Raw genomic sequence first — 21,305 nt, 5'->3', positions numbered from 1 at the left:
ACAATAGGCATAGCATAGTTTCGGTCGCAACCAGCGGGAGGACGCTCATGAGTTTCGCGGAACGGGTACGACCGATTGTCGCCGCATTGGCGGTGGTGGCCGCGACCGCATGCGCGACGCGGGCCGAGGAGGCAAATGACTATCCGACCTCTGCGCGGGCTGAATATGTCTATGGCTGCATGAAGGCCAATGGCGAGACGCGGCAGTCGATCGAGCAATGCTCCTGCTCGATCGACGTGGTCGCCTCGATCGTGCCCTATGAGCGCTACGTCACCGCGGAGACCGCGCTCAGCATGTCCCAGGTCCGCGGCAATCTTGGCACCCAGTTTCGCACCTCCGAACAGGCCAACACCGCCGTGAACGATCTCCGCCGCGCGCAGGCGGAGGCCGAGGTGAGGTGCTTCTAGCCGTGCGGCGATCCACCCTCTCCCACAAAGGAAGAGGCGGAGATCGCGCCACTCACGTCCCCGGCTTCTCCACGTCCCACTCGTTGCGGAACACGTGTCCATCCGTGTCCTTGGCTTCGGCGCGGAAGCGCCTGGCGCCGTTGGAGACGTAGGTGAAGCGCAGATTTGGGTCTTCCGAAATCGAGATGCCGCCTTCCATCGCCAGCACGAGGCTGTCGTCCTGCGTCAGCTTCAGCTGGTTGACGAAAAAGGCCGGGATATAGAGATGCGTGATCTGGTCCATCTGGAGCCCGGAATTGTTGGGATGGCCGATCATGATCTGCGCCTCGCGGATGCGGCTCGCCGGCGCGTCCTCGCGCGCGAACTGCCGGTAGCGCATCTGGCCGAGCCGGTTCCTGGCTTCCTCGGCGTTCTTCCCCGCCGGCGCCGAGCAGCCGCCGGAGGCCTTCACATAGGTCTTGGAGACATAGAGCTGGCCGTCGCTGAGCTCGGCCACCGCATGGACGGCGGTGTAGTTGTTGACGCGCACGCGTGTGGAGATCTCCGTGACGTTGGCGTCCGGCCCGAGCTCGAACTTCGCCGCCATCGGCGCGGGGTTGCGGTCGATCACGAGTGTGATCGCGCGGATGCGACGCGCATCGCCGGGCGACAGCTTGCTGCGCAGGGTTACGGGAACGATCGCCGCATCCTCGGCGCGATAGGGCATCTCGATGCCGACGACGTCGCTGCCGTCGTTCATCGGGCGGTTGTTGAAGATGTCCTGCACGAGGCCCGGCCAGGGATCATAGGCCTCCTCGGCGCGCACCGGCGCGGCAAGAGCGATGCCGAGCAGCGCGGCGATCAAGGGCAGGCGGAGAATGTGTCCCGTCATGGTCGTGGTCCCGCACAGGCGAAGCAGTAATCCCGGAGTCAGCGTAGCTGATCCCTGGGTCAGCGTAGCGCGCCCGCTACTCCCATTCAATTTCCGAAAATGCTGCGGTTGCGTTGCGCGCGTTGTAGTCCTCGAAGAGGTCCCAATGAGGCCGCTCCGACGCCGCCGCCTGGTCCGCAGCAGCCCGGATTGGCTCGCCCTTCTTGTTGAGCGCGCGGACATCGGTAAGCAATGTCTGGAGATAACGCCGTTCGTCGGCCAACGCGGCAGGCCAGTCGGTCACGGGTCCGTGACCGGGAACGACGCGCTGCGCGGGAATGCCTTCCAGGTCCTTGAGCAGGGCAAGCCAGCCGCGGATGCTGCCGTCCATCACCGGGACATGGCGGAGAAAGACGAGGTCGCCCGCGAACAGGGTTTTCGTCGTCTCATCGAACACCGTGAGGTCGTTGTCGCTGTGCGCGGCAGGCCAGGCTCGCAGGCTCAGGCGGCGCGATCCGAGATCGAGCGTCATGGTGTCCGACACGAGCAGGGTGGGCGGCACGATCTTCACCGGCGCGATCAGCTCGTCGCCCATGATGCGGCGAAAATTGTCGAGATAGTACGGCCCGCGCGTGGCAAGCGCCTGCGGCAGCTTGCTGTGGCCGACGAAGCTGGTCCCTTGCGCAACGAAGGCGGCATTGCCGAAGATGTGGTCGGGATGGCCATGCGTATTGATGACGTAGCGGATCGGCTTGTCGGTGCGGGCCCGCACGGCCTCGAGCAGAGCCTCGCCCTCACGGACGCTGCCGCCGGTATCGATCACGGCCACCGCGTCGCTGCCGACGATGAAGCCGACATTGGCAATGGCGCCCTCATTCTCGGAATTCATCAATGCAATTGACCCGGCGTGCATGAAAATTCCGGGTGCGACTTCGCTCACAGGCAATTCGGGAGGGGTTGCGCGTGCTAGCGTCGGCAGCCCCAGCAGGGCAAGCACCGCGATCACCAGAGCGACATGCGCCATCTTTACGCCTCAGTTCCGATCATCGCGGCATTGCACTGCAACAAGACAAACCCCAAGCGAAGTCATAGAGAAACTTCGCCGTCCATGGCGCGTAACGTGATCCATGGATAGCATTCAATCAAGACAAGAGGAGGAAGCGCGATGACGGAGGCCGGACGACATCGTCGCGGGTTGTTCTCGCTGTTGGCGATCGCCGCAATGTTCGTCGTGGGCGGCGCCGCACGGGCACAGACCAACGACAGCGGCGACCTCTCGTTCGAGCTGGTCGACCCGAAGGTGCTGCGCGTCTGCGCCGATCCGCGCAACATGCCTTTCTCCAATGAGAAGGGCGAGGGCTTTGAGAACAAGCTCGCCCAGCTATTTGCCGAAAAACTTCAGAAAACCCTCGACTACGTCTACTTCCCGCAGGCCACCGGCTTCGTCCGCATGACGCTCGGCGCGCACCGCTGCGACGTGATCATGGGTTTCCCGCAGGGCGACGATCTCGTGCAGGGCACCAATCCCTATTACCGCACGACCTATGCGCTGGTCGCGAAGGCGGGCAGTGGGCTCGAGGACGTCGACACGCTCGAGGACGCGCGGCTCAAGGGCAAGCACATCGGCATCATCGCCGGAACGCCGCCGGCGACCAACATGGCCATCGCCGGTCTGATGGGCGACGCAAAGCCCTATCCGCTGATGATCGACACGCGCTTTGACAATTCCGCCAAGGCAATGATCGATGATCTTGCTGCCGGCACGATCGATGCTGGCGTGCTGTGGGGACCGATGGCGGGCTTCTATGCGAAGCAGGCCGGCGCCTCGCTGCATGTCACGCCGCTGGTCAAGGAGACCACCGGGCCGAAGCTCGTCTATCGCATCGGCATGGGTGTGCGTCCTGCCGACCAGAACTGGAAGCGGCAGCTCAACAAGCTGATCCAGGAGAATCAGGGCGAGATCAACAAGATCCTGATCGACTTCGGCGTCCCGCTGCTCGACGAGAGCGACCGGCCGCTCGGCGCGGAGACCGCCAAGAAGACGCCATGAGACAGCCTCTTGCTGCTGCGCTCGTCGCCGTCGCGCTGGCGGTGCCGGCACTCGCGCAGCAGCAGGAGCCGTTCGAGCCTGAGGGCTATCGCACCGACAATTACCGCGCGCCGGTGCCGGCGACGCTGGAAGGCGCGCGCGTGCTCTCGACCGCGCAAGCAGAGGCGATCTGGCGGGCGAAGAGCGCCGCCTTCGTCGACGTGCTGCCGCGTCCGCCGAAGCCGAGCCTTCCCGCGGGCACGGTCTGGCGCGACATGCCGCGCAACAACATTCCCGGCAGCATCTGGCTGCCCGACGCCGGCTATGGCGCGCTATCGCCTGCCATGGACGACTATTTCCGCCGCGGGCTCGCACATGCGACGCATGGCGACAAGGCCGCGCCGCTCGTGATCTATTGCCAGGCCGATTGCTGGATGTCCTGGAACGCCGCCAAGCGCGCGCGCGCCTACGGCTATTCCAACGTCGCCTGGTACCCGGACGGCACCGACGGCTGGGAACGCGCGAGCCTTCCCACCGAAGCGGCGCAGCCAGAGCCGCGCTCCGAGCAGTGAGCCGTGTTTTGGAGCCGAGCTGCGTGATCCTCGCCCGGTTCTTGCGGGTCGCGACGAGCTTCGCTCGCGCTGAGAGGGGTGGGGTGAGGGGCTCTATCCTCGTTTCACAGTGCCAGTCGGACTCGCGGACGCTCCGCCTCACCCGGAATCCGCGCGTTGCGCGAGTTCCGATCTCTCCCCGCAAGCGGCAGGGCTATCGCATATGCCCTTGCGGCGCGCGCTCGGCCTTCATGGTTCGAGACGCGCCGTAAGGCGGCGCTCCTCACCATGAGGGTCTAAGATTTTTGCCGCAAGACAAGACCTCATCCTCTTTTTGAGTCAGGCTCTGAGGAGCTCGCCAAAAGCGGGCGTCTCGAAGGATGGGCCGCAAGGAGGCTGCCTGCCAAACTCTCTCATATGCGATTGCCTTCCCCGCAAGCGGGGAGAGGACCACGCGCTGAGAGCTACTGCTTCTGAAGCTTGGTCAGCGTGCCGGTGCCGTTCGTGTCGGTCGCGGAGTACGTCACCCTGTCGCCGGCGTGAACGCTTTCGAGCATGCCGGCATCCTTCGCCTTGTACTCCTGAAGCGCGCCGGCACCGCCCGCGCTGCCACCGACCGTTCCCTTCTGCATCTGCTGAATGGAGATCGTGTTGTTGAGCCGGTCGATCCTCGTGATCATTCCGGTCATGTCGTCAGCGGCAAATGCCGGTGACGCAAGCATGCCGATGGCCGCAGCTCCTGCGTAGATGAATTTTGCTGTTCCCATCGAGGCCTCCCGACGTCTAGGATTCACTTCGACAAGACATGATAAATCGATTTGGTTCCGGCAGATAGCGCGGCAAAAGCGGGGCCAATCCAGGAACTTTTCGTGAGCTGTCAGCGAGGCTGACGCTATTCCATTTCCTGCTGGACCACGCGTCCAAGCGCAAACAGGCGCTGGTCGATCGTGGTTGGAACCTCGCAGACAAATCGCACCACCTTGCGACGGTCCTCGAAAATGCGGGTCTCCCAGACCAATTGATTACTCAGCGCCTCGATCTTGGTCTCGTCGCGGGGCGTCGCGCCCTGAAGCGCCTGGAGCTGGAGGGTCTCGTCGCGGATCTTGTCGGCGGCTTCGCGCTGCTTGCGGCTGACGCGTTCGAGCCCGCTCATGACCTGGGAGCGTTGGGCGTTGAGCGTGTCGAACAGGCCGGCGAACAGCAGTTTTGCGTTCGTGGTCTTGTCGGAGGCGGAAGCTGCCAGAAATTCCTTCACCGACTTCTCGGCCTCGTCCAGCGGCGTCTTCCGCGCCGATAGCTTTGAGACCAGTCCGCTGATCTTCGCGTCGTCCTTCCACTTGTTCTGGACGTCGTCGAGCGGCGGCCCGCCCCAGACAGCGGCGAGCGAGATCTCCGGAACCTTGGCCTGCGTGCAGGGCCAGTTGGGATAGCGCGGATCGGCCGCGCGCGCGGCCGTGCTCGCGGCTGCGAGCACCAGTGCGGCCATGGTCACGATCCCCAATCTCATCCTTCGCCTCCCGCGGGCCCGCGTCGTGCCAGTCCGCGCGATGGATCATAGGCATAGATCGCCCCGATCATGAAGACGATTGTACAGGTCGCGACCACCGCCAGCGAGATCCAGTTGATCTGTCCATACAGCGCGAAGCGGATCAGCTCCACCGCATGGGTGAACGGATTGGCCTCACAGACATAATAAAGATAGGGGCTGCCCTCCTGCACCCGCCAGAGCGGGTAGAGCGCAGAGGAGGCGAAGAACATCGGGAAGATCACGAAATTCATCACGCCGGCGAAGTTCTCGAGTTGCTTGATGCCGGAGGAGATCAGCATGCCGAGCGAGCCCAGCATCAATCCGGACAGGATCAGCGCCGGCAGCACGGTGAGATAGCCTGATGGGGGAGGGGTGATGTCCCAGAACCAGGCGATCAGGAGGAACGCATAGACCTGGAGCAGCGACACCGCGGTGCCCGCGAGCAGCTTGCAGAACAGCAAGAACCAGCGCGGCAGCGGGCTCACCAGCAGCGTGCGCATATTGCCCATCTCGCGGTCATAGACCATCGAGAGCGAGGACTGCATGCCGTTGAAGAGCTGGATCATCGCGATCAGCCCCGGCGCGATATAGACCTCGTAGAGGATGTAGGTCTCGTAAGGCGGGATGATCGAGATGCCGAGCACCTGGCGGAAGCCGGCGGCGAAGATGAACAGCCACACCAGGGGGCGCACCAGCGCGGAGATGAAGCGCTCGCGCTGATGCAGGAAGCGCAGGCCCTCGCGCCAGACGATGCCGGTGAGGCAGGTCATGTACTCCGAGGCCGAGAAGCCGCGCGGCGCGTCGCGCGTCGTGATGCTGCTCATGCGCCGCCTCCCGGCATGACTTGCGCGCCGGTCAGGCGCATGAAGGCGGTGTTGACATCCTGCGCGCCTGCCTCAGTGATAACGCGGCCGACGGGGCCCTTCGCCAGCACCTTGCCCTGGTGCAGCACCACGAGGTCGTCGCTTGCGGTGATCTCGTCGAACAGATGCGTCGCCCAGAGCACGCCGATGCCCTGTTCGGTCACGAGCTGACGGACATGGCTGATGATGTCGGCCCGCGCCTTGACGTCGAGGCCGACGGTCGGCTCGTCCAGCAGCAAGAGGCGCGGCCGGTGCAGCAGCGCCCGCGCGATCTCCAGCCGCCGCATTTGTCCGCCGGAGAGATCGCGCACCTTGTTGCCGGCACGGTCGGCAAGCCCGATGCGGCCGAGCAGGTCTGCGCTGCGTGCGGCCGCCTCGCGCCGGCTGATGCCGTGGAGGGCGGCGTGATAGAGCAGGTTCTGCGTCAGCGACAGGTCGAGATCGAGCGTGCGCGGCTGGAATACGACGCCGAGCAGCCGCAGCGCCTCGCCAGGTGAGCCGGTGATGTCATGACCGAAAATGGCGACGCGTCCCGATTGGATGCCGAACAGGCGTGTGATGAGCGAAAACAGCGTGCTCTTGCCGGCGCCGTTGAGGCCGAGCAGCGCCGTGAAGCTTGCCGGCGCGACACTGAAGGAGACGTCGATCAGCGCCCGGCGCGGGCCGTAGGAATGGCTGACGCCGTCGATCGACAGCGCCGGCACTGTGGCCGGATCGGGCTTCGGCGCGGCCTCGCGTTGATCGGCGATGGGAGCAGGGCTGGTCATGGCGCGATCGTGATGCCCCAGGGCAGTTCGCCCACCTGAATGGTCTTGATCACCTTCTGCGCGGCGACGTCGATCACGGAGATGTCGTTCGAGACGCCGTTGGTGGTGAGCAGGTATTTTTCGTCCGGCGTGAACGCCATATGCCAGACGCGCTGGCCCACCAGCAGATATTTCGTCACCTTGCGCGTGGCGGTATCGACCACGGCGACGCGGTTGGCGGGGCCCAGCGCGATGAAGGCGGTCTTGTCGTCCTTGGTCATGCCGATACCGACCGGCTGGATCGCCTCGCGCCGCAGGCCCGGAATCTCGAATGCGACCTTGCCGATCACCTCATGCTTCTTGGGATCGATGATCGACACCGTGCCGCCGATCTCCGAGGACACCCACAATTCCGTGCTGTCATGCTTGAACTCGGCAAAGCGCGGCCGCGCGTCGACCAGCACGTTAGCGACGATCTGGCGCGACGAGGTATCGATGAAATGCGCCATGTTGGTCGTTTCCGACGTGTTGATCAGCGTCTTGCCGTCGGGGCTGATGGTCATGCCTTCGGGCTCGACGCCGACCTGGATGTCGCCGAGCCGTGCGCGCTTTTCCAGATCAATCACAGTCACCGTGTTGTCGTTCTCGTTGGCGACATAGAGGATCTTGCCGGCGGCGTCCTGGGCGAACAATTCAGGATCGGGGCCGGACGGCAGGCTGTCCACCACCGCTTGCGTCTTCGCATCGATCACCTGGATGGTGTCGTCGTCGCCGACCGCGACCATCACGAACTTGCCGTCGCGCGAGAACTCGATGCCGCGCGGGCGCTGGCCGACCTTGATGGTCTTGGTCACCGTCCAGCTGTCGGTATCGATCACCGAGACGGTGTTGCTCTTCTCGTTCGAGACATAGGCGATGAACGCGTGCGCCGGCGCCGCCGCGAGCGCCAGTCCGGAAAGCAGCCCCACACGCCACATGCGCGACATTATCGTCCTCATTTCAGCTTGCATTTGCTCTCCGGGCGGTCATAGCCGAGCGTATCGAGCTCCGAGACCTGGTGCAGGAAGCCTTCCTGCGGCGAGACCGAGACGACCATGCGGCCGTCGACCAGGAGGATCGGCTGGCGCAGTTGGAGGTTCCAGTCGCGCAGGGTCAGCCGCGTGCCCTTGAAGGCGGCGACCGAGAAGTCCGGTCCCTTGATGAAATCGGTGACCTTCCTGGCATCGCCGGAATTGGTGCGCGAGGTCGCTTCCCCGATCATGCGCGCCGCGGTCCACGCCTGCATGTCGAGCGCCGTCATCCGCCGCGAATTCAGCTTCATGAAGCGGTTCTGCATCTGGATCGCGCCCCACTGATCCTGCGCCGCGTCCCAGCTGCGCGGCACGAGGCCTGCCGAGCCGGCGACGGGCCGCGGATCCCAGGTGCGATAGGGCAGGTAGGCGCCGAACACCTCGCTCTCGTCGGCGGCGACCAGCACGTCATAGGCCGGCGCCTGCTGCGTAAAGACTGGCATCTGGCGCTGGATCAGCGTCACGCCGGAATCGGTGCGGCGTGCGCCACCGGTGTCTTCGAACGTGCGCTCCTGCACGATCTTGGCGCCGAACCGCGCGGCGGCGCGCCTGAGTGCATCGGCATAGAGCTTGTCCTCCTCATGCGAGCCGACCACGAGCAGCCAGCGCGACCACCGCTTCCACACCAGATACTGGCCGAGCGCGTCCGCCAGCATCGACCGCGTCGGCGCGGTGTGGATGACGTTGGTGCGGCAATCGGCCTCGCGCAGCCGCTCGTCGATCGCGCCGGCGTTGAACAGCAGCGTGCCGCGGTCGCGCAAGGCGTCGGCAACCTTCAGCAGGGCATCGGGGGGAAGATCGGCAATGATGAAGCCGTTATGCTCGGCGAGCGCGGTGGCGGCCTGGACCGGGTCCTCGCCTTCCTTCAGGCGACGCTCCTCCAGCGTGAAACGCTGGTTGAGGAATTTTCCGGTGGTGTTGTTGTCCTCGATCGCCAGGCGCGCGCCGGCGATACCGTCATTCTCGGCGGGCTGCTCGACCAGCGACAGCGTCGACTTCGTGCCGGCAACGCCGAGATAGCCGACGCCGATCTCAATGGGGTCAGCGGCCAGCGCCTGCGTCGCCGCAAGACTTAAGGCCAGCAGGCCGACCAACCATCGGATCATGTATCCTCCGTCGCGTTCTCCCCGGCTTGACCGCCGGTGGAGAATTGTTTCTGCTGGAAGCATGACCAATTTGGCATGGCTTGCAACCCCGCATTTCGTCCTCATGCGCGCACGGGCTGGAATCACGATCATGCGAGCGCTGTCGTCGATCGTCGTCCTGCTGCTCTTGGGATCGGTCGCGTTCGCCGATCCGCCGAAACTCGCGGTGTTCGATTTCGAGCTGCTCGACACCAGCCTGCCCGGCGAGTTCTACGGCTCGAAGCCGGAGCAGGAACGGCTCGGTCGCATCAGTGAGCAGCTGCGCAAGGAGTTGGCGGAGTCAGGCAGGTTCCAACTGCTCGACATCGCGCCGGTCCGGGATGCCGCCCATCGCAGCAATTTGCAGGCCTGCGGCGGCTGCGACGTCGAACTCGCCGGCAAATTGGGCGCCGACCTCGAGATCACCGGCCTGGTGCAGAAGGTCTCCAACCTGATCATCAACCTGAACATCTACCTGCGCGACGTGAAGACGGGCAGTCTCATCACCGTTGCCAGCGCGGACATGCGCGGCAACACCGACGAATCCTGGACCCGCGCCATGAGCTATTTGATCCGCAACCGCCTGCTCGCGCCGAACTACGGGAAGCCGGAGTAGGGGGATCTTCGCCTCTCCCCGCTTGCAGGGAGAGGCCGGAATTTGCGAGAGCAAATTCCGGGTGAGGGGGACTCTCCGCGAGTCCAACCATTAGCGGCTTTGCGGATGCAGCCCCTCACCCCAACCCTCTCCCCGTAAGAACGGGGAGAGGGGGAGGGGAGAGCAACCTTCACGCCGCCAACTTCCCTGCGTGCCAGTGCAAATGGTCGCTCATGAAGGTGGAGATGAAGTAGTAGCTGTGGTCGTAGCCCGCCTGGCGCCGCAGCGTCAGCGGGATGTTGGCCTTGGTGCAGGCGGCCTCCAGCAGCTCGGGACGGAGCTGCTCTTTCAGGAAATTGTCGGCATCGCCATAGTCGACCATGAAGCCGGAAAACTCCGCGCCGTCCTCGATCAGCGCGACCGTGTCATGGCTGCGCCAGGCGTCCTTGTTGGGGCCGAGATAGCCGGTGAGCGCCTTGATGCCCCACGGTACCTGCGACGGCGCCACGATCGGGGCGAAGGCGCTGGCCGCGCGATAGCGGTGCGGATTGCGCAGCGCCACCGTCAACGCGCCGTGGCCGCCCATCGAATGGCCCATCACCGATTGCCGCTTGGCATCGACCGGGAAATTCTCCGCCAAGAGCTTCGGCAGCTCGTCGGTGACGTAGCTCCACATCCGATAGTTGCGCGCGAACGGCTCTTGCGTGGCGTCGACGTAGAAGCCGGCGCCCAGGCCGAAATCATAGGCGTTGTTGGGATCGCCGGGCACGTCGGGCCCGCGCGGGCTGGTGTCGGGCGCGACGAAGATCAGGCCGAGCTCGGCGCAGGCGCGGCGGAATTCACCCTTTTCGGTGACGTTGGCATGGGTGCAGGTGAGGCCGGAGAGATACCACACCACCGGCAGCTTCACCCCATCCGGGTGCGGCGGAACATAGACCGAGAACACCATATCGGTGCCGGTGACGGCGCTCGCATGGCGGTACACGCCCTGCACGCCGCCATAGGATTTGTTGGTCGAGACAGTCTGGATCGTCATGCCCTAATACTCCGTGGCGCCTAACCACATGATGATTGCAACGCTTGTGTGACCGATATGTGCCGGCGCTCGCTTCGTCAGGCGACGCCGCTGTCGATCGCCAGCCGCACCAGTTCGACCGAGGTCTTCACCCCGAGCTTCTGGCGCATGATCGAGGAGGTGTTGGCGACCGTCTTGTAGGACGATTGCACCAGCCAGGCGATTTCGGACAGGCTTTTTCCCGCGCTGAGCAGCCGCAGGATCTCCATCTCGCGCGCGTTCAGCTTCGCCAGCGGATTTTGCGCCAGCGCAGGTCCGGCAAAGGCGATGCTGCGCGCGATCGCGCTCGGCAAGTAGGTGCCGCCGTTGCCGACGGCGCGGATCGCCTCGACGAGGTCGTCGGGGTCGCCGGTCTTGGAGACGTAGCCCTTGGCCCCGCACTCGATCGCGCGCGCGGCGAAGGCAGGGTCGTCGTTCATGCTGAACATGATGATGCGGGCCTCGGGCGCACGATCGAGGATGCGGCGCGCGAGCTCGAAGCCGGAGACGGTCGGCAGGTTGATGTCGATCACGCAGATGTCGGGACGCTCGACAATGAAGACGCACTCGCCGCTTTCGGCGTCGGCGGCTTCCAAAATGTCGATCTCGCCTTCGTCGGCCAGCACGGCTCGGCAGCCGGAGGCGACGATGGGATGATCGTCAACGATCAAAATGCGCATAAGCGTTCCTCGCGACAGCGCCGCGACCTGCTTTTGCGCCGCATGGTTCGGATAGAGACGGCGCCTGCTTTCGGCGCGCTCCTCATCTGACCATGCAGCGCGGTCGAGATTGCTGTACGCTTGCGATTAGATATCGGGCGCTTCGGGTCTGTCAACGTCATCGGACAGGCGCGGGCAAACCTTCGCGGGTCACGGACACACCTATGTGGCAAAATCTCTCGTTGCGCGGGCGCATCAACCTCCTGCTGGCGCTGCTGCTTGCGCTGGGGCTCGCCGTCAACATCGCCCGCCAGGTCGCGGAGGCGGGGCCGCGCGTGCAGGCCGAGGACCAGAGCGTGATCCGGCTCGCGCGCGAGTTCATCGAGATGATCGTTGCCGATCTCAACGAAGCGCCCGATCCCGAAGCCAAGCTGAACCAGATCGCCCGCGACCTCAACCGCCTGCGCCACGTCAGCATCGCGCTGCGCGACGCCGACGGAAACCCGCTCACGCCGCCGCGGGCCGAGGCAGAAGACGACGCGCACGGGCCGCCGGCCTGGTTCATCAGCCTGGTTCATCCCGATCAGACCGCCGTCAGCGTGCCCGTCTCGATCCACGGCAAGCCCGGCTCGCTCGTGATCACCTCGCATCCGAATGACGAGATCGCCGAGATCTGGGACGGCATCGTGACGCAACTCGAGGTCGGCTCGGTGATCGCGCTCGCGCTGTTCCTGGTGACCATGACGGTGGTCGGCCGCGCGCTCGAGCCGCTCCAGTCGCTGGCGCAGGCCATGTCCGCCCTCGAAAGCGGGCGCTACGACGCCCGCGTCAAGCCGGGCGGCGCGCCCGAGCTCGCCGCGATCTGCGCCAAGCTCAACCATCTCGCGGCGACGCTGGGGGAGGCCGTTGAAGACAAGCGCCGGCTCGCCGAACGCGCCGTATCGCTGCAGGACGTGGAGCGCAAGGAGATCGCGCGCGAGTTGCACGATGAGTTCGGGCCATATCTGTTCTCCCTGCGCGCGCATGCGAGCGCGCTGGCGAAACTGTCGGACGGGCGGGCGCCGAGCCCGGAGGCCGTGCGCAAGCACGGCAGCGCCATGCTGGAGCAGATCAACGCGCTACAGCAGTTCAATCGCCGCGTGCTGGAGCGCCTCCGGCCCGTCGGCCTCGCCGAGCTTGGCCTGCGCAAGGCGCTCGAATCGCTGTCGCGGCTCTGGCGCGAATCGCACCCCGACGTGGCGATCGAGACCACGATCTCGCCGGCGCTTGGGGTCACCGGCGAGACCGCCGACCTCACCATCTACCGCATCGTGCAGGAGGCGCTCACCAACGTGTTCCGCCATGCCGGCGCGACTTCGGTCAATGTCCTCATCGAGCCGGCCGGACAGTCCAACGGTGTCCGCGACGGCCGCGGCTGTGCCCGGGTGCGGGTCAGCGATAATGGCCGCGGCATGGAGCCGGGCCAGAAGCTCGGCTTCGGTCTGGTCGGCATGCGGGAGCGGATTCTGGCGTTGGGCGGCACGCTCGACATTGCGTCCGGAGAGGGGGGCGTCACCGTGGAAGCGCTGGTTCCGACAGCGGCGGCCTGATCGCGCCGCAGGTGATCGGGAAAAATTCCCGAAATCGTCGGGAAGATGGGCGCGGAAATCGCCCGACCTTTTGTGGCTGGCGCGACCGCGACCGGCGATTACACTCGCCTCAACCAAACGGCGAGAGAAAGCAGCCGCAGAAAAAGAATGTGTTTGCGGGTGGGACGGCAGGGGATGGGCGTGCGCAAATTGTTGATTGCCTCGATGTCGACGGGGCTGGTGCTCTGGACTGACGCCGGTATGGCGGCGCAGGACGAGGACACCAACGTCCAGAATCTGCCGGCGGTCGAGGTGGTGGCGCCGCAGCCCGCGCCGAGACGCCACACGACGCGCACACAGGCACGCGTCGTCGCGGGCTCTGGAAAGCCAAAGACGCGGCTTTACGTCTACCCGACGTCGCCGGGCACCGGCAGTGGCAAAGGCCTCGAGGTCGATAAGGTTCCCTCGGCGATCAACGCCGTCGATGCCAACCAGATCAGCCGCACCCGCTCGCCGGATATCGCCGTCGCCCTGCAGCAGTACGTGCCAGGTCTCAGCATCAATGAGGTGACCGGCAATCCATTCCAGCCTGACGTGCAGTTTCGCGGCTTCGTCGCTTCACCTCTGGCCGGCACGCCGCAGGGGCTCGCCGTCTATCAGAACGGCGTGCGCATCAACGAGGCGTTTTCCGACACCGTCAATTGGGATCTGATCCCGACGGCTGCGATCCGATCGGCGCTGGTCGTGACCAACAATCCTGCGTACGGCCTCAACGCGCTCGGCGGCGCCATCGATCTGCAGATGAAGAACGGCTTCAACTATCACGGCGCCGAGATCGACATCATGGGCGGCTCATTCGGCCGCATCCAGGGCTCTGCACAATGGGGCAAGCAGGTCGACAACAACTGGGCGGTCTACGGCGCGCTCGAAGGCGTACACGACAATGGCTTCCGCAACTTCTCGTCATCGGACGTCCGGCGCTTCTATGGCGATGTCGGGTATCGCTTCGAAGGCAACGAATTCCACCTCAACATGGGCGTCGCCAACAATTCCCTGGCGGGACCCAGCACCGTTCCGGCCGAATTGCTCCAGCAATATTGGGGCGCGACCTATACAACGCCGCAAACCACTTCCAACAAGGTCGGCTATCTCAACCTGACCGGCAAGGTGGAGGCGACGCCGACCTGGACCTTCGAGGGCACGGCGCATCTGCGGGGCTTCAGACAGAATACCGTGGACGGAAATCCGACCGATACGCAGCCCTGCGACGCCGATGCGACGCTGCTTTGCTTTGGCGACGTCAACCCTTTGACCGGCCTCCAAGCGCCGGCGAACGGCCTCAATGGCGCTCAGCTCGTCAATCCCTTTGCGCCGGGTGCCATACTCGGCGAGATCGATCGCACCACCACGAGATCGACCACGTTTGGCGTATCCGGGCAGGCGACCAACAGCGACCAGCTTTTCGGTCACGAGAACCGCTTCGTGATCGGCGCGACCTATGACGTCAGCAGCACGCGCTTCACCGGCAGCGCCGAATTGGCAACCATAGGCACGAACTACGCCGTCACGGGCAGCGGGATATTCCTGGGCCAGTCCGGCGACCCGACATCGATTGGCCCGGTGTCGCTTCGTACCGTCAACCAATATCAGGGGCTCTATGCGCTCGACACGTTCAACGTTGATGATCGCTTCGCGGTGACCGCAGGCGGGCGCTTCAATGCGGCCCGCGTCACCCTGATGGACCAGCTCGGCACCGCGCTCAATGGCGATCATACCTATGATCGATTCAATCCGGTCATCGGCGGTACCTACAAGATCACGTCTGAAGTGACCGCCTATGCGGGCTATTCCGAAGCCAACCGGGTGCCGACCCCGCTCGAACTGGGCTGCGCCGATCCGACGAGGCCGTGCATCATTGGGCAGTTCCTGATCGCCGATCCGTCACTGCAGCAAGTCGTATCCAAAACTGTGGAAGCGGGCTTCCGCGGCACCAGGGAATTGAACATCGGCTCGCTCGGCTGGAAGATCGGCGCCTACCGCGCCACCAACAACAACGACATCCTTGCGGTCGCGAGTCCGGGTTTAACGGGATTCGGCTTCTTCCAGAACGTCGGCTCGACGCGCCGGCAGGGGGTTGAAGCCGAGGTGAGCATCAAGTCGAGTGTCCTCCAGTTCCAGGCGAGCTACGCGTTCCTGGATGCGCGCTTCCTCGACGCGTTCCAGATCGGCTCTGAGAGCCCCTTCGCCGTCGGCGGCATCATCCAGGTCCTGCCGGGCAACCACATTCCGCGCCTGCCGAGCCACCTCGTCAAGGCCAGTGTCGAATACGCTGTTACCGACGTCTGGAAGGTCGGAGGCGACGCGCTCTTTGTCTCGAGCCAGTATTTCGTCGGCGACGACTCCAACCAGTTTCCGAAGTTGCCGTCCTATGCCGTGTTCAATCTCCACACCTCCTACCAGGTCACCAAGAATCTCCAGATCTACGGTCGTGTCGACAACCTCTTCGACAACCGCTACTCGACTCTCGGCACCTTCTTCGACAGGGAGAAGCTGCCCAACTTTGCCAATGGCGGCGCAGAATTCACCGATCCGCGTTCGCTCAGCCCAGCTAGGCCGCGCGCGTTCTACGCGGGGATGCGGGTCACGTTCTGAGCTCGCATTGCGCTGCGATCGCGGCGAACGACGCGGCGCGCGCGGCAATCAAGCCGCGAACACAGAGCCCTGTCCCCATGATAGGATAAGGCACGGCGCATCAAGGCTGTCGAGGCGCAAGTCAAGCCCGCCGCCGTTGAGCAGACAGCGCGAGATTGTCTCTGTCTTATGATCTTATGAGGGGAGGACACTCGATGCCGAGAAAAGAAATTCTCGACCAGATTCAGAAGTACACCCACCCGTTCCGCATTGCCAGCGGCAAGGGCTTTCAGCTCAGGGATTTCGACCCCGGCGACACGTGCGGTCTGAACATGGAAAAGGGCGAGGCCGCCGAACTTCTTCAACGCGGCACGCGCTGGCTCGCAGAAGAGCAGGACATGCTTTATGCCCAGGACCGCTGGTCGCTGTTGCTCGTGTTCCAGGCCATGGATGCCGCTGGCAAGGACAGCACGATCAAACACGTCATGTCGGGGGTGAATCCGCAGGGCTGCCAGGTCTCTTCATTCAAGCAACCCTCACAAGAGGAGCTCGCGCACGACTTCATGTGGCGCTATGTCACGCGCCTGCCGGTGCGTGGGCAGATCGGAATCTTCAATCGTTCCTATTACGAGGAGGTCCTCGTTGTGCGCGTTCACGAGGAGATCCTGAAACGGCAGAGGCTACCGCCGGCGTTCATGGGCGCGCGGATCTGGGACGAACGGCTTGCGGACATCGCGCACTTCGAGGAGTACCTGACCCGACAGGGCGTAGTCATCCTCAAGTTCTTCCTGAATTTGTCGCGCGGCGAGCAAAAGAAGCGTTTCATGAAGCGCCTCGACAATCCCGAGAAGAACTGGAAATTCTCTGTGTCGGACGTGCAGGAGCGCAGGTATTGGGACGACTATATGGGCTCGTACGCGGCGGCGATCGCCGCCACTGCATCGGAGCACGCGCCGTGGTACGTGGTGCCGGCCGACAACAAGTGGTTCACCCGCCTTGTCGTCGCCGCGGCAATCGTGGAGGCCGTGGAGAAGCTCAACCTTGCATATCCCAAGGTGAGCCCGGAGCAGAAGAAGGAGTTGGCCGCGGCCCGTGCGGAACTTGCGCGCGAAGCCTGACTTGCGTGGCTCGAGCCGCTCACGCGCCCGCTTCCGCGGCGACAACAACCTTTCGCAAGGTGCTTGACGAGCGAATGACAAGCTTTTCTGCCTCCACCACGAGGAAGAACAGCAGGCCGCCCGCAAGCAGCCAGGGCCACACCCAAAGCGGGATGGATTCGTTGCCAAACAACGCCTGGACCGGCGGCGCGTAGGTGAAGATCAGTTGCAGGATCACGACGGCAATGATGCCGAGCGGCAAGTACGCGTTGCCCAGGTGCGCCTTCAGGGAGAGCGACGAATCAAGCAGGTAGCGGCTGTTCAGCAAATAGAAGACCTGGCCGATTGTGATGGCATTGACGGCGACCGTTCGGGCAAGCCCATCCGATGCGCCTTGCGCCGTCATCCAGAAGAACGCCAGCAAGGTGTAGGTAAGCAGCGCCAAGCCGACGAAGATGATCCGCCAAATTCCGAAGCCGGTCACGATCGGGCGGTCTACCGCGCGCGGAGGCCGGTGCATCACATCGATCTCGTGCGGCTCGAAGGAGATGACAAGGCCGAGCGCGACCGAGGTGACCATATTGACCCAGAGCACCTGCGGGGCGGTGATCGGCATGGTGAACCCGACAAAGATTGCCACCGCAATGACCAGCGCCTGCGCGACGTTGGTCGGCAGCATGAATAGCATGGCCTTCTCGATGTTGTTGTAGACAGTGCGCCCTTCCTTCACCGCAGCGGAGATCGAGGCGAAATTGTCGTCGGCCAGGATCATTTCGGCAGCTTCCTTCGTGACCTCGGTGCCTTTGATACCCATCGCGACCCCGATGTCGGCCTTCTTGAGAGAGGGCGCGTCGTTCACACCATCGCCTGTCATCGCCACAATCTGATTGTTGGCCTGGATCGCTTTCACCAGACGCAGCTTGTGTTCGGGGCTGGCGCGCGCGAAGACGTCAACGGCGCGAACGCGTTCCTGCAGCGTCGCGGTGTCCATGTTCTCGATTTCGGCGCCCGTGATTGCGGTCTTTCCGTCGCCAAGCCCGAGCATCTTGGCGATGGCTGCGGCGGTGATCTTGTGATCGCCGGTGATCATGGTGACGCGGATGCCACCACCTTGGCACTCCTTCACGGCTTCGATGGCCTCTTTGCGCGGCGGATCCAGGAGGCCGATCAGGCCCAGCAGGACGAGCGTCCTTGGCAGATCGGCCGCTGTGAGACCGCCGGCCTTCACATTCGGATTCTGTAGCCACGCGAACGCCAGCACACGTTCGCCTTGGGCCGCAAGTCTGTCCGATTGTTTCAGGAAGTGATCGCGGTCGAGCGGGCTCGACTGGCCGTCGGCGGTCTGCTGGCGATCGCAGTGCTCGAGGATGACTTCCGGGGCGCCCTTGACGAGCAGGACCTGCTCGCCGCTCGCTCCTCTCTGGAGCGTCGCCATGAACTTGTGCTCGGATTCGAACGGAATGGCATCGATACGCGGAGATGCAGCTTGCTCGAGCTGCCGATCCATGCCGAGCTTGGCCGCGAACGGATAGAGCGCGCCCTCGGTCGGATCGCCCTCCACCTTCCAGGTGCCTTCCTCCTGGAACAGCTCCGCGTCGTTGCAGAGCAGGGACACTCGCCCCATCAGCGTGAGCACCGGGTCCTTAGCCGCGGGCTGTCCGTCCTTCTTGATTTGCCCCTCGGGAGAATAGCCGTCGCCGGTGACCTGATACGTCGCCTCGGCCGTGACGGCGGACACCACCATCATCTCCATGAGCGTGAGCGTGCCTGTCTTGTCCGAGCAGATCCGCGACACCGAGCCGAGCGTTTCGACGGCAGGCAACCGCCGGATAATGGCGTTGCGCTGGGCCATGCGCTGCACGCCGATGGCCAGGGTGATCGTGATGAGCGCAGGCAGTCCTTCCGGAATGAGCGATACGGCGATGCCGACGACCGCCTGGAAGAGCTCCACAAAGTCGATGTGCTTCACCCACTTGCCGTAGGCGAAGATGAGGACGCTGATCACCCCGATTACCCCGGTGATGGCGTAGCCGAATTTCTTGATCTGGCGCAGCAACGGAGTCTCGAGCGGACTGACGCTGGCGAGGAGCTGGTTGATGCGGCCGAGCTCGGTCTGATTGCCGGTCGAGACGACGATCCCGGTTGCGCGTCCGGACACGACCATTGTGCCGGAAAATGCCATGCTTTCGCGATCCCCGACGGTCGCGTTCGCGGGCACGGCATCGACGGTCTTTTCCGCCGGCACCGATTCACCGGTGAGGGCCGCCTCTTCGGTTCGCAGGTTCTTCGTCTCGATGAGCCGCAGATCCGCAGGAATCTTGTCGCCCGACTCCAGGAGCACGACGTCCCCCGGGACGAGTTGCTCCGCAGGAATCATGCGGGTCTCGCCGCCGCGCACCGTCCGTGCTTCCGCGGACAGCATGTTGCGAATGGAATCCAGCGCTTTCTCCGCCTTGCCCTCCTGAATGAAGCCAAGCAAGGCGTTGAGAACGACCACGCCAAAGATGATTGCCGCGTCGACCCACAGGTTCAGCATCAGCTTGGTGAACCCTGCGGCGAGCAGCACGTAGACCAGGATGTTGTTGAACTGTGCGAGGAGCCGCGAAAACCAGCCGCGCTTCCTGCCTTCGGGGAGGCGGTTCTGACCAAATTTCTGAAGTCGGACCGCGGCCTCAGCCGGAGCAAGCCCCTTCTCGGAGCTGGTAGCAAGTCGCTCCACGACCTCGTGTTGAGGTATCGCGTGCCAGGGCGTCACCTCATTGGTCGTGGTCGCATTCGCTGCTGCGCTCATGCTATTTCGCCTACCGGCCGACGTCCAAAACCAGTCAAGTCCGCTTACGGCGTTGGCATCTGACATTTCTGTCGAAGTCGCAATGACATGGGTTGTGATCCGCACGGCCCTTGATCTGAATCAAGAGAATGAGACGCGTTGGAGGGCCTGTTTCAATCGGGAGAATCCCTCACTCAACTTGGAGTTTCGCCGTAGGGTTTGACGAGGCCGACGGTGGCGACGGGTTCCGTATCTGATTTCGTTTGGCGAGCAGCTTTCGGTAATGGGCTCGGAGCCGAGGCAAGGCCGGCCGCGGCTGAAGTCGGTTTCCGACCCATTGCGGGACACGGCCTGTCCTATGCCGGGGTAGCTCAAGGTCTCCGTGGAATTGCCAAATAATCGGGATTTGCTTGGAAATCGGGGGCCTCGAGGTCTGCAGTGAATTCGTTCCACCAAGTTCCGTTAGTCGCTTACGGCGAACGTCCGAAGAACGAAGTTTCGTGCCGGACGGTCGTCGACTGCGCGAGCCGGCAGGATCTGACCCCTCGATCCAGGCAGGTGAGTTCGTCGGCTCGACCCGCCTTGTTGTGCCTCGTGTCGCTGGCCATGCTTGCGTTCGGCCTCAATACGCTCCACGCCCAGGAGAGAGCGGCCCCCGACAGGGAATTGGTGGTGGCAACCAAGGCGGCACCCCCGTTTGCGATCAAGCAATCGGACGGGGGCTGGGGCGGCATTAGCATTGCGCTCTGGAAGAGGATCGCGGATCGGGAGCATCTGCGTTTTCGCCTGGTCGAAACCCAGAGTGTCCCGGATCTCCTGGATGGCATTGCGAACGGCACCTTCGACGCCGGCGTTGCCGCCGTGACAGTGACCGCTGCGCGTGCACGCAGCGTCGATTTCACTCAACCTTTCTACAATACCGGGCTCGGAATAGCGGTGCCGATCAACGAGAATCCGTGGGTCTCGATCGGGCGGGCGCTGCTTTCCTTCGGCTTCTTCCAGGCTGTTGGCGTGCTGCTCTGTCTCGCGCTCGCGGTCGGCTTCCTGATTTGGGTGCTGGAGCGGCGCAAGACGGAACACTTCGGCGGCGGCGCCAAGGGGCTAGGCTCGAGCTTCTGGTGGTCGACGATGGCCATGACCCAGGCGGGCGCTGCCCACAATGCTCCGGCAACCCTCCCAGGCCGGATCGTCGCAATGGGCTGGATGATCGCTTCCGTCATCGCGATCGCCGTATTCACCGCCGGTATCACCTCCACCTTGACGCGCAGAGGGCTCGAGGGTGCCGTTCACGGCTTCAACGACCTGCGCTCCGTGCGTGTCGGCGCGGTCGCGAACTCCACCACGGCGGACTACCTCGGCCGCCACCGGCTTTCCTTTCGAACTTTTCCGGACATTGAAAGCGGCCTCTCTGCGCTCGGAGCCGGCAAGATAGATGCCTTTGCCCATGACAAGCCCCTCCTGATCTGGATGGTCCGGAATGACTTTTCGGGTTCGGTCCGTGTCGTCGAGACCAGCTTCAGCAGCGAGAGCTATGCGATCGTTCTGCCCAGAAACAGCGCTCTGCGGCCGATGCTCGATCTCGCCGTCCTCGATCAGGTTGAAAGCGATTGGTGGCAGCAAACGCTGTTCGAGACCCTTGGAACTGCTCGAACGCCCTGATGCCTCCTGCCAGGCATCGTCAGGCGCAACCAGTTTTCGGCTCCCCGGCCGCGCTGAGCGCCTGGCAGGTTGACCGCCGACGAAGATGCGCCAATCGACCGGGG

Annotated in this window: 19 protein-coding genes; 8 read left to right on the top strand and 11 right to left on the bottom strand. The window is 64.0% G+C overall.

What is annotated here, in order from left to right:
- The first annotated feature begins 47 nt into the window (after positions 1-47).
- The gene (locus AXW67_RS08580) at positions 48-407 is read left to right on the top strand and encodes a hypothetical protein (protein WP_063677510.1); all 360 of its coding nucleotides are present in this window, start codon (positions 48-50) and stop codon (positions 405-407) included.
- Positions 408-459: 52 nt separating this feature from the next.
- Here AXW67_RS08580 and AXW67_RS08575 read toward each other — a convergent pair whose 3' ends face one another.
- Entirely contained in the window at positions 460-1,278 is an 819-nt protein-coding gene (locus AXW67_RS08575) for a quinoprotein dehydrogenase-associated SoxYZ-like carrier (RefSeq protein WP_063677509.1), read from the bottom strand.
- 76 nt (positions 1,279-1,354) lie between these two features.
- The gene (locus AXW67_RS08570; protein WP_063677508.1) at positions 1,355-2,281 is read right to left on the bottom strand and encodes a quinoprotein relay system zinc metallohydrolase 2; all 927 of its coding nucleotides are present in this window, start codon (positions 2,279-2,281) and stop codon (positions 1,355-1,357) included.
- 141 nt (positions 2,282-2,422) lie between these two features.
- Here AXW67_RS08570 and AXW67_RS08565 point away from each other — a divergent pair, with 141 nt between their 5' ends.
- Entirely contained in the window at positions 2,423-3,307 is an 885-nt protein-coding gene (locus AXW67_RS08565; protein WP_027551112.1) for a substrate-binding domain-containing protein, read from the top strand.
- Positions 3,304-3,858: a PQQ-dependent catabolism-associated CXXCW motif protein gene (locus AXW67_RS08560; protein WP_063677507.1), complete on the top strand. Its 555-nt coding sequence runs from the start codon at positions 3,304-3,306 to the stop codon at positions 3,856-3,858. Before AXW67_RS08565 ends, AXW67_RS08560 begins: the two co-directional genes overlap by 4 nt.
- Positions 3,859-4,301: 443 nt before the next feature.
- Here the strand turns inward: AXW67_RS08560 and AXW67_RS08555 are convergent, their stop codons facing one another.
- From AXW67_RS08555 to AXW67_RS08530, 6 genes are all read right to left on the bottom strand, one after another.
- The gene (locus AXW67_RS08555; RefSeq protein WP_027551110.1) at positions 4,302-4,604 is read right to left on the bottom strand and encodes a copper-binding protein; all 303 of its coding nucleotides are present in this window, start codon (positions 4,602-4,604) and stop codon (positions 4,302-4,304) included.
- Between the two features lie 125 nt (positions 4,605-4,729).
- Complete coding sequence (locus tag AXW67_RS08550) at positions 4,730-5,344, bottom strand: hypothetical protein (RefSeq protein ID WP_063677506.1); 615 nt, start codon at positions 5,342-5,344, stop codon at positions 4,730-4,732.
- Entirely contained in the window at positions 5,341-6,189 is an 849-nt protein-coding gene (locus AXW67_RS08545; RefSeq protein WP_063677505.1) for an ABC transporter permease, read from the bottom strand. Before AXW67_RS08545 ends, AXW67_RS08550 begins: the two co-directional genes overlap by 4 nt.
- Positions 6,186-6,995, bottom strand: a complete 810-nt coding sequence (locus AXW67_RS08540) for an ABC transporter ATP-binding protein (RefSeq protein WP_063677504.1) — start codon at positions 6,993-6,995, stop codon at positions 6,186-6,188. The genes AXW67_RS08545 and AXW67_RS08540 overlap by 4 nt, the downstream gene beginning before the upstream one ends.
- Positions 6,992-7,960: a YVTN family beta-propeller repeat protein gene (locus tag AXW67_RS08535; protein ID WP_063677503.1), complete on the bottom strand. Its 969-nt coding sequence runs from the start codon at positions 7,958-7,960 to the stop codon at positions 6,992-6,994. Before AXW67_RS08535 ends, AXW67_RS08540 begins: the two co-directional genes overlap by 4 nt.
- A gap of 8 nt (positions 7,961-7,968) precedes the next feature.
- Positions 7,969-9,150, bottom strand: coding sequence for an ABC transporter substrate-binding protein (locus tag AXW67_RS08530; RefSeq protein ID WP_063677502.1), 1,182 nt, complete (start codon positions 9,148-9,150; stop codon positions 7,969-7,971).
- A gap of 130 nt (positions 9,151-9,280) precedes the next feature.
- Here AXW67_RS08530 and AXW67_RS08525 point away from each other — a divergent pair, with 130 nt between their 5' ends.
- Positions 9,281-9,784, top strand: a complete 504-nt coding sequence (locus tag AXW67_RS08525) for a DUF3280 domain-containing protein (RefSeq protein WP_035684349.1) — start codon at positions 9,281-9,283, stop codon at positions 9,782-9,784.
- Positions 9,785-9,953: 169 nt separating this feature from the next.
- On the opposite strand, the gene fghA is transcribed toward AXW67_RS08525, so the two are convergent.
- Together fghA and AXW67_RS08515 are read right to left on the bottom strand one after the other, a co-directional pair.
- A complete protein-coding gene (fghA, locus tag AXW67_RS08520; RefSeq protein ID WP_063677501.1) occupies positions 9,954-10,799 on the bottom strand; it encodes an S-formylglutathione hydrolase in 846 nt (281 codons plus the stop codon).
- A gap of 77 nt (positions 10,800-10,876) precedes the next feature.
- A complete protein-coding gene (locus AXW67_RS08515) occupies positions 10,877-11,497 on the bottom strand; it encodes a response regulator (protein WP_027551102.1) in 621 nt (206 codons plus the stop codon).
- A 203-nt stretch (positions 11,498-11,700) separates the two neighbouring features.
- On the opposite strand from AXW67_RS08515, the gene AXW67_RS08510 reads away from it, so the two are divergent.
- From AXW67_RS08510 to AXW67_RS08500, 3 genes are all read left to right on the top strand, one after another.
- Positions 11,701-13,065, top strand: a complete 1,365-nt coding sequence (locus tag AXW67_RS08510) for a histidine kinase (RefSeq protein ID WP_063677500.1) — start codon at positions 11,701-11,703, stop codon at positions 13,063-13,065.
- A gap of 174 nt (positions 13,066-13,239) precedes the next feature.
- Positions 13,240-15,696 (top strand): TonB-dependent receptor, encoded by a 2,457-nt coding sequence (locus tag AXW67_RS08505; RefSeq protein ID WP_082907832.1) that lies wholly within the window; start codon positions 13,240-13,242, stop codon positions 15,694-15,696.
- 194 nt (positions 15,697-15,890) lie between these two features.
- Positions 15,891-16,793, top strand: coding sequence for a polyphosphate kinase 2 family protein (locus AXW67_RS08500; RefSeq protein ID WP_063677498.1), 903 nt, complete (start codon positions 15,891-15,893; stop codon positions 16,791-16,793).
- 19 nt (positions 16,794-16,812) lie between these two features.
- Here the strand turns inward: AXW67_RS08500 and AXW67_RS08495 are convergent, their stop codons facing one another.
- Entirely contained in the window at positions 16,813-19,563 is a 2,751-nt protein-coding gene (locus tag AXW67_RS08495) for an HAD-IC family P-type ATPase (protein ID WP_063677497.1), read from the bottom strand.
- A 417-nt stretch (positions 19,564-19,980) separates the two neighbouring features.
- Between AXW67_RS08495 and AXW67_RS08490 the strand changes: the two genes are divergently transcribed.
- The gene (locus AXW67_RS08490; protein WP_245315485.1) at positions 19,981-21,201 is read left to right on the top strand and encodes a transporter substrate-binding domain-containing protein; all 1,221 of its coding nucleotides are present in this window, start codon (positions 19,981-19,983) and stop codon (positions 21,199-21,201) included.
- Positions 21,202-21,305 lie beyond the last annotated feature (104 nt).

This window comes from Bradyrhizobium neotropicale (assembly GCF_001641695.1).
GTDB classification, from domain to species: Bacteria; Pseudomonadota; Alphaproteobacteria; order Rhizobiales; family Xanthobacteraceae; genus Bradyrhizobium; species Bradyrhizobium neotropicale.
The sequence above is the reverse complement of the archived record's forward strand: the minus strand, read 5'-3'. Positions and strand labels throughout refer to the sequence as shown.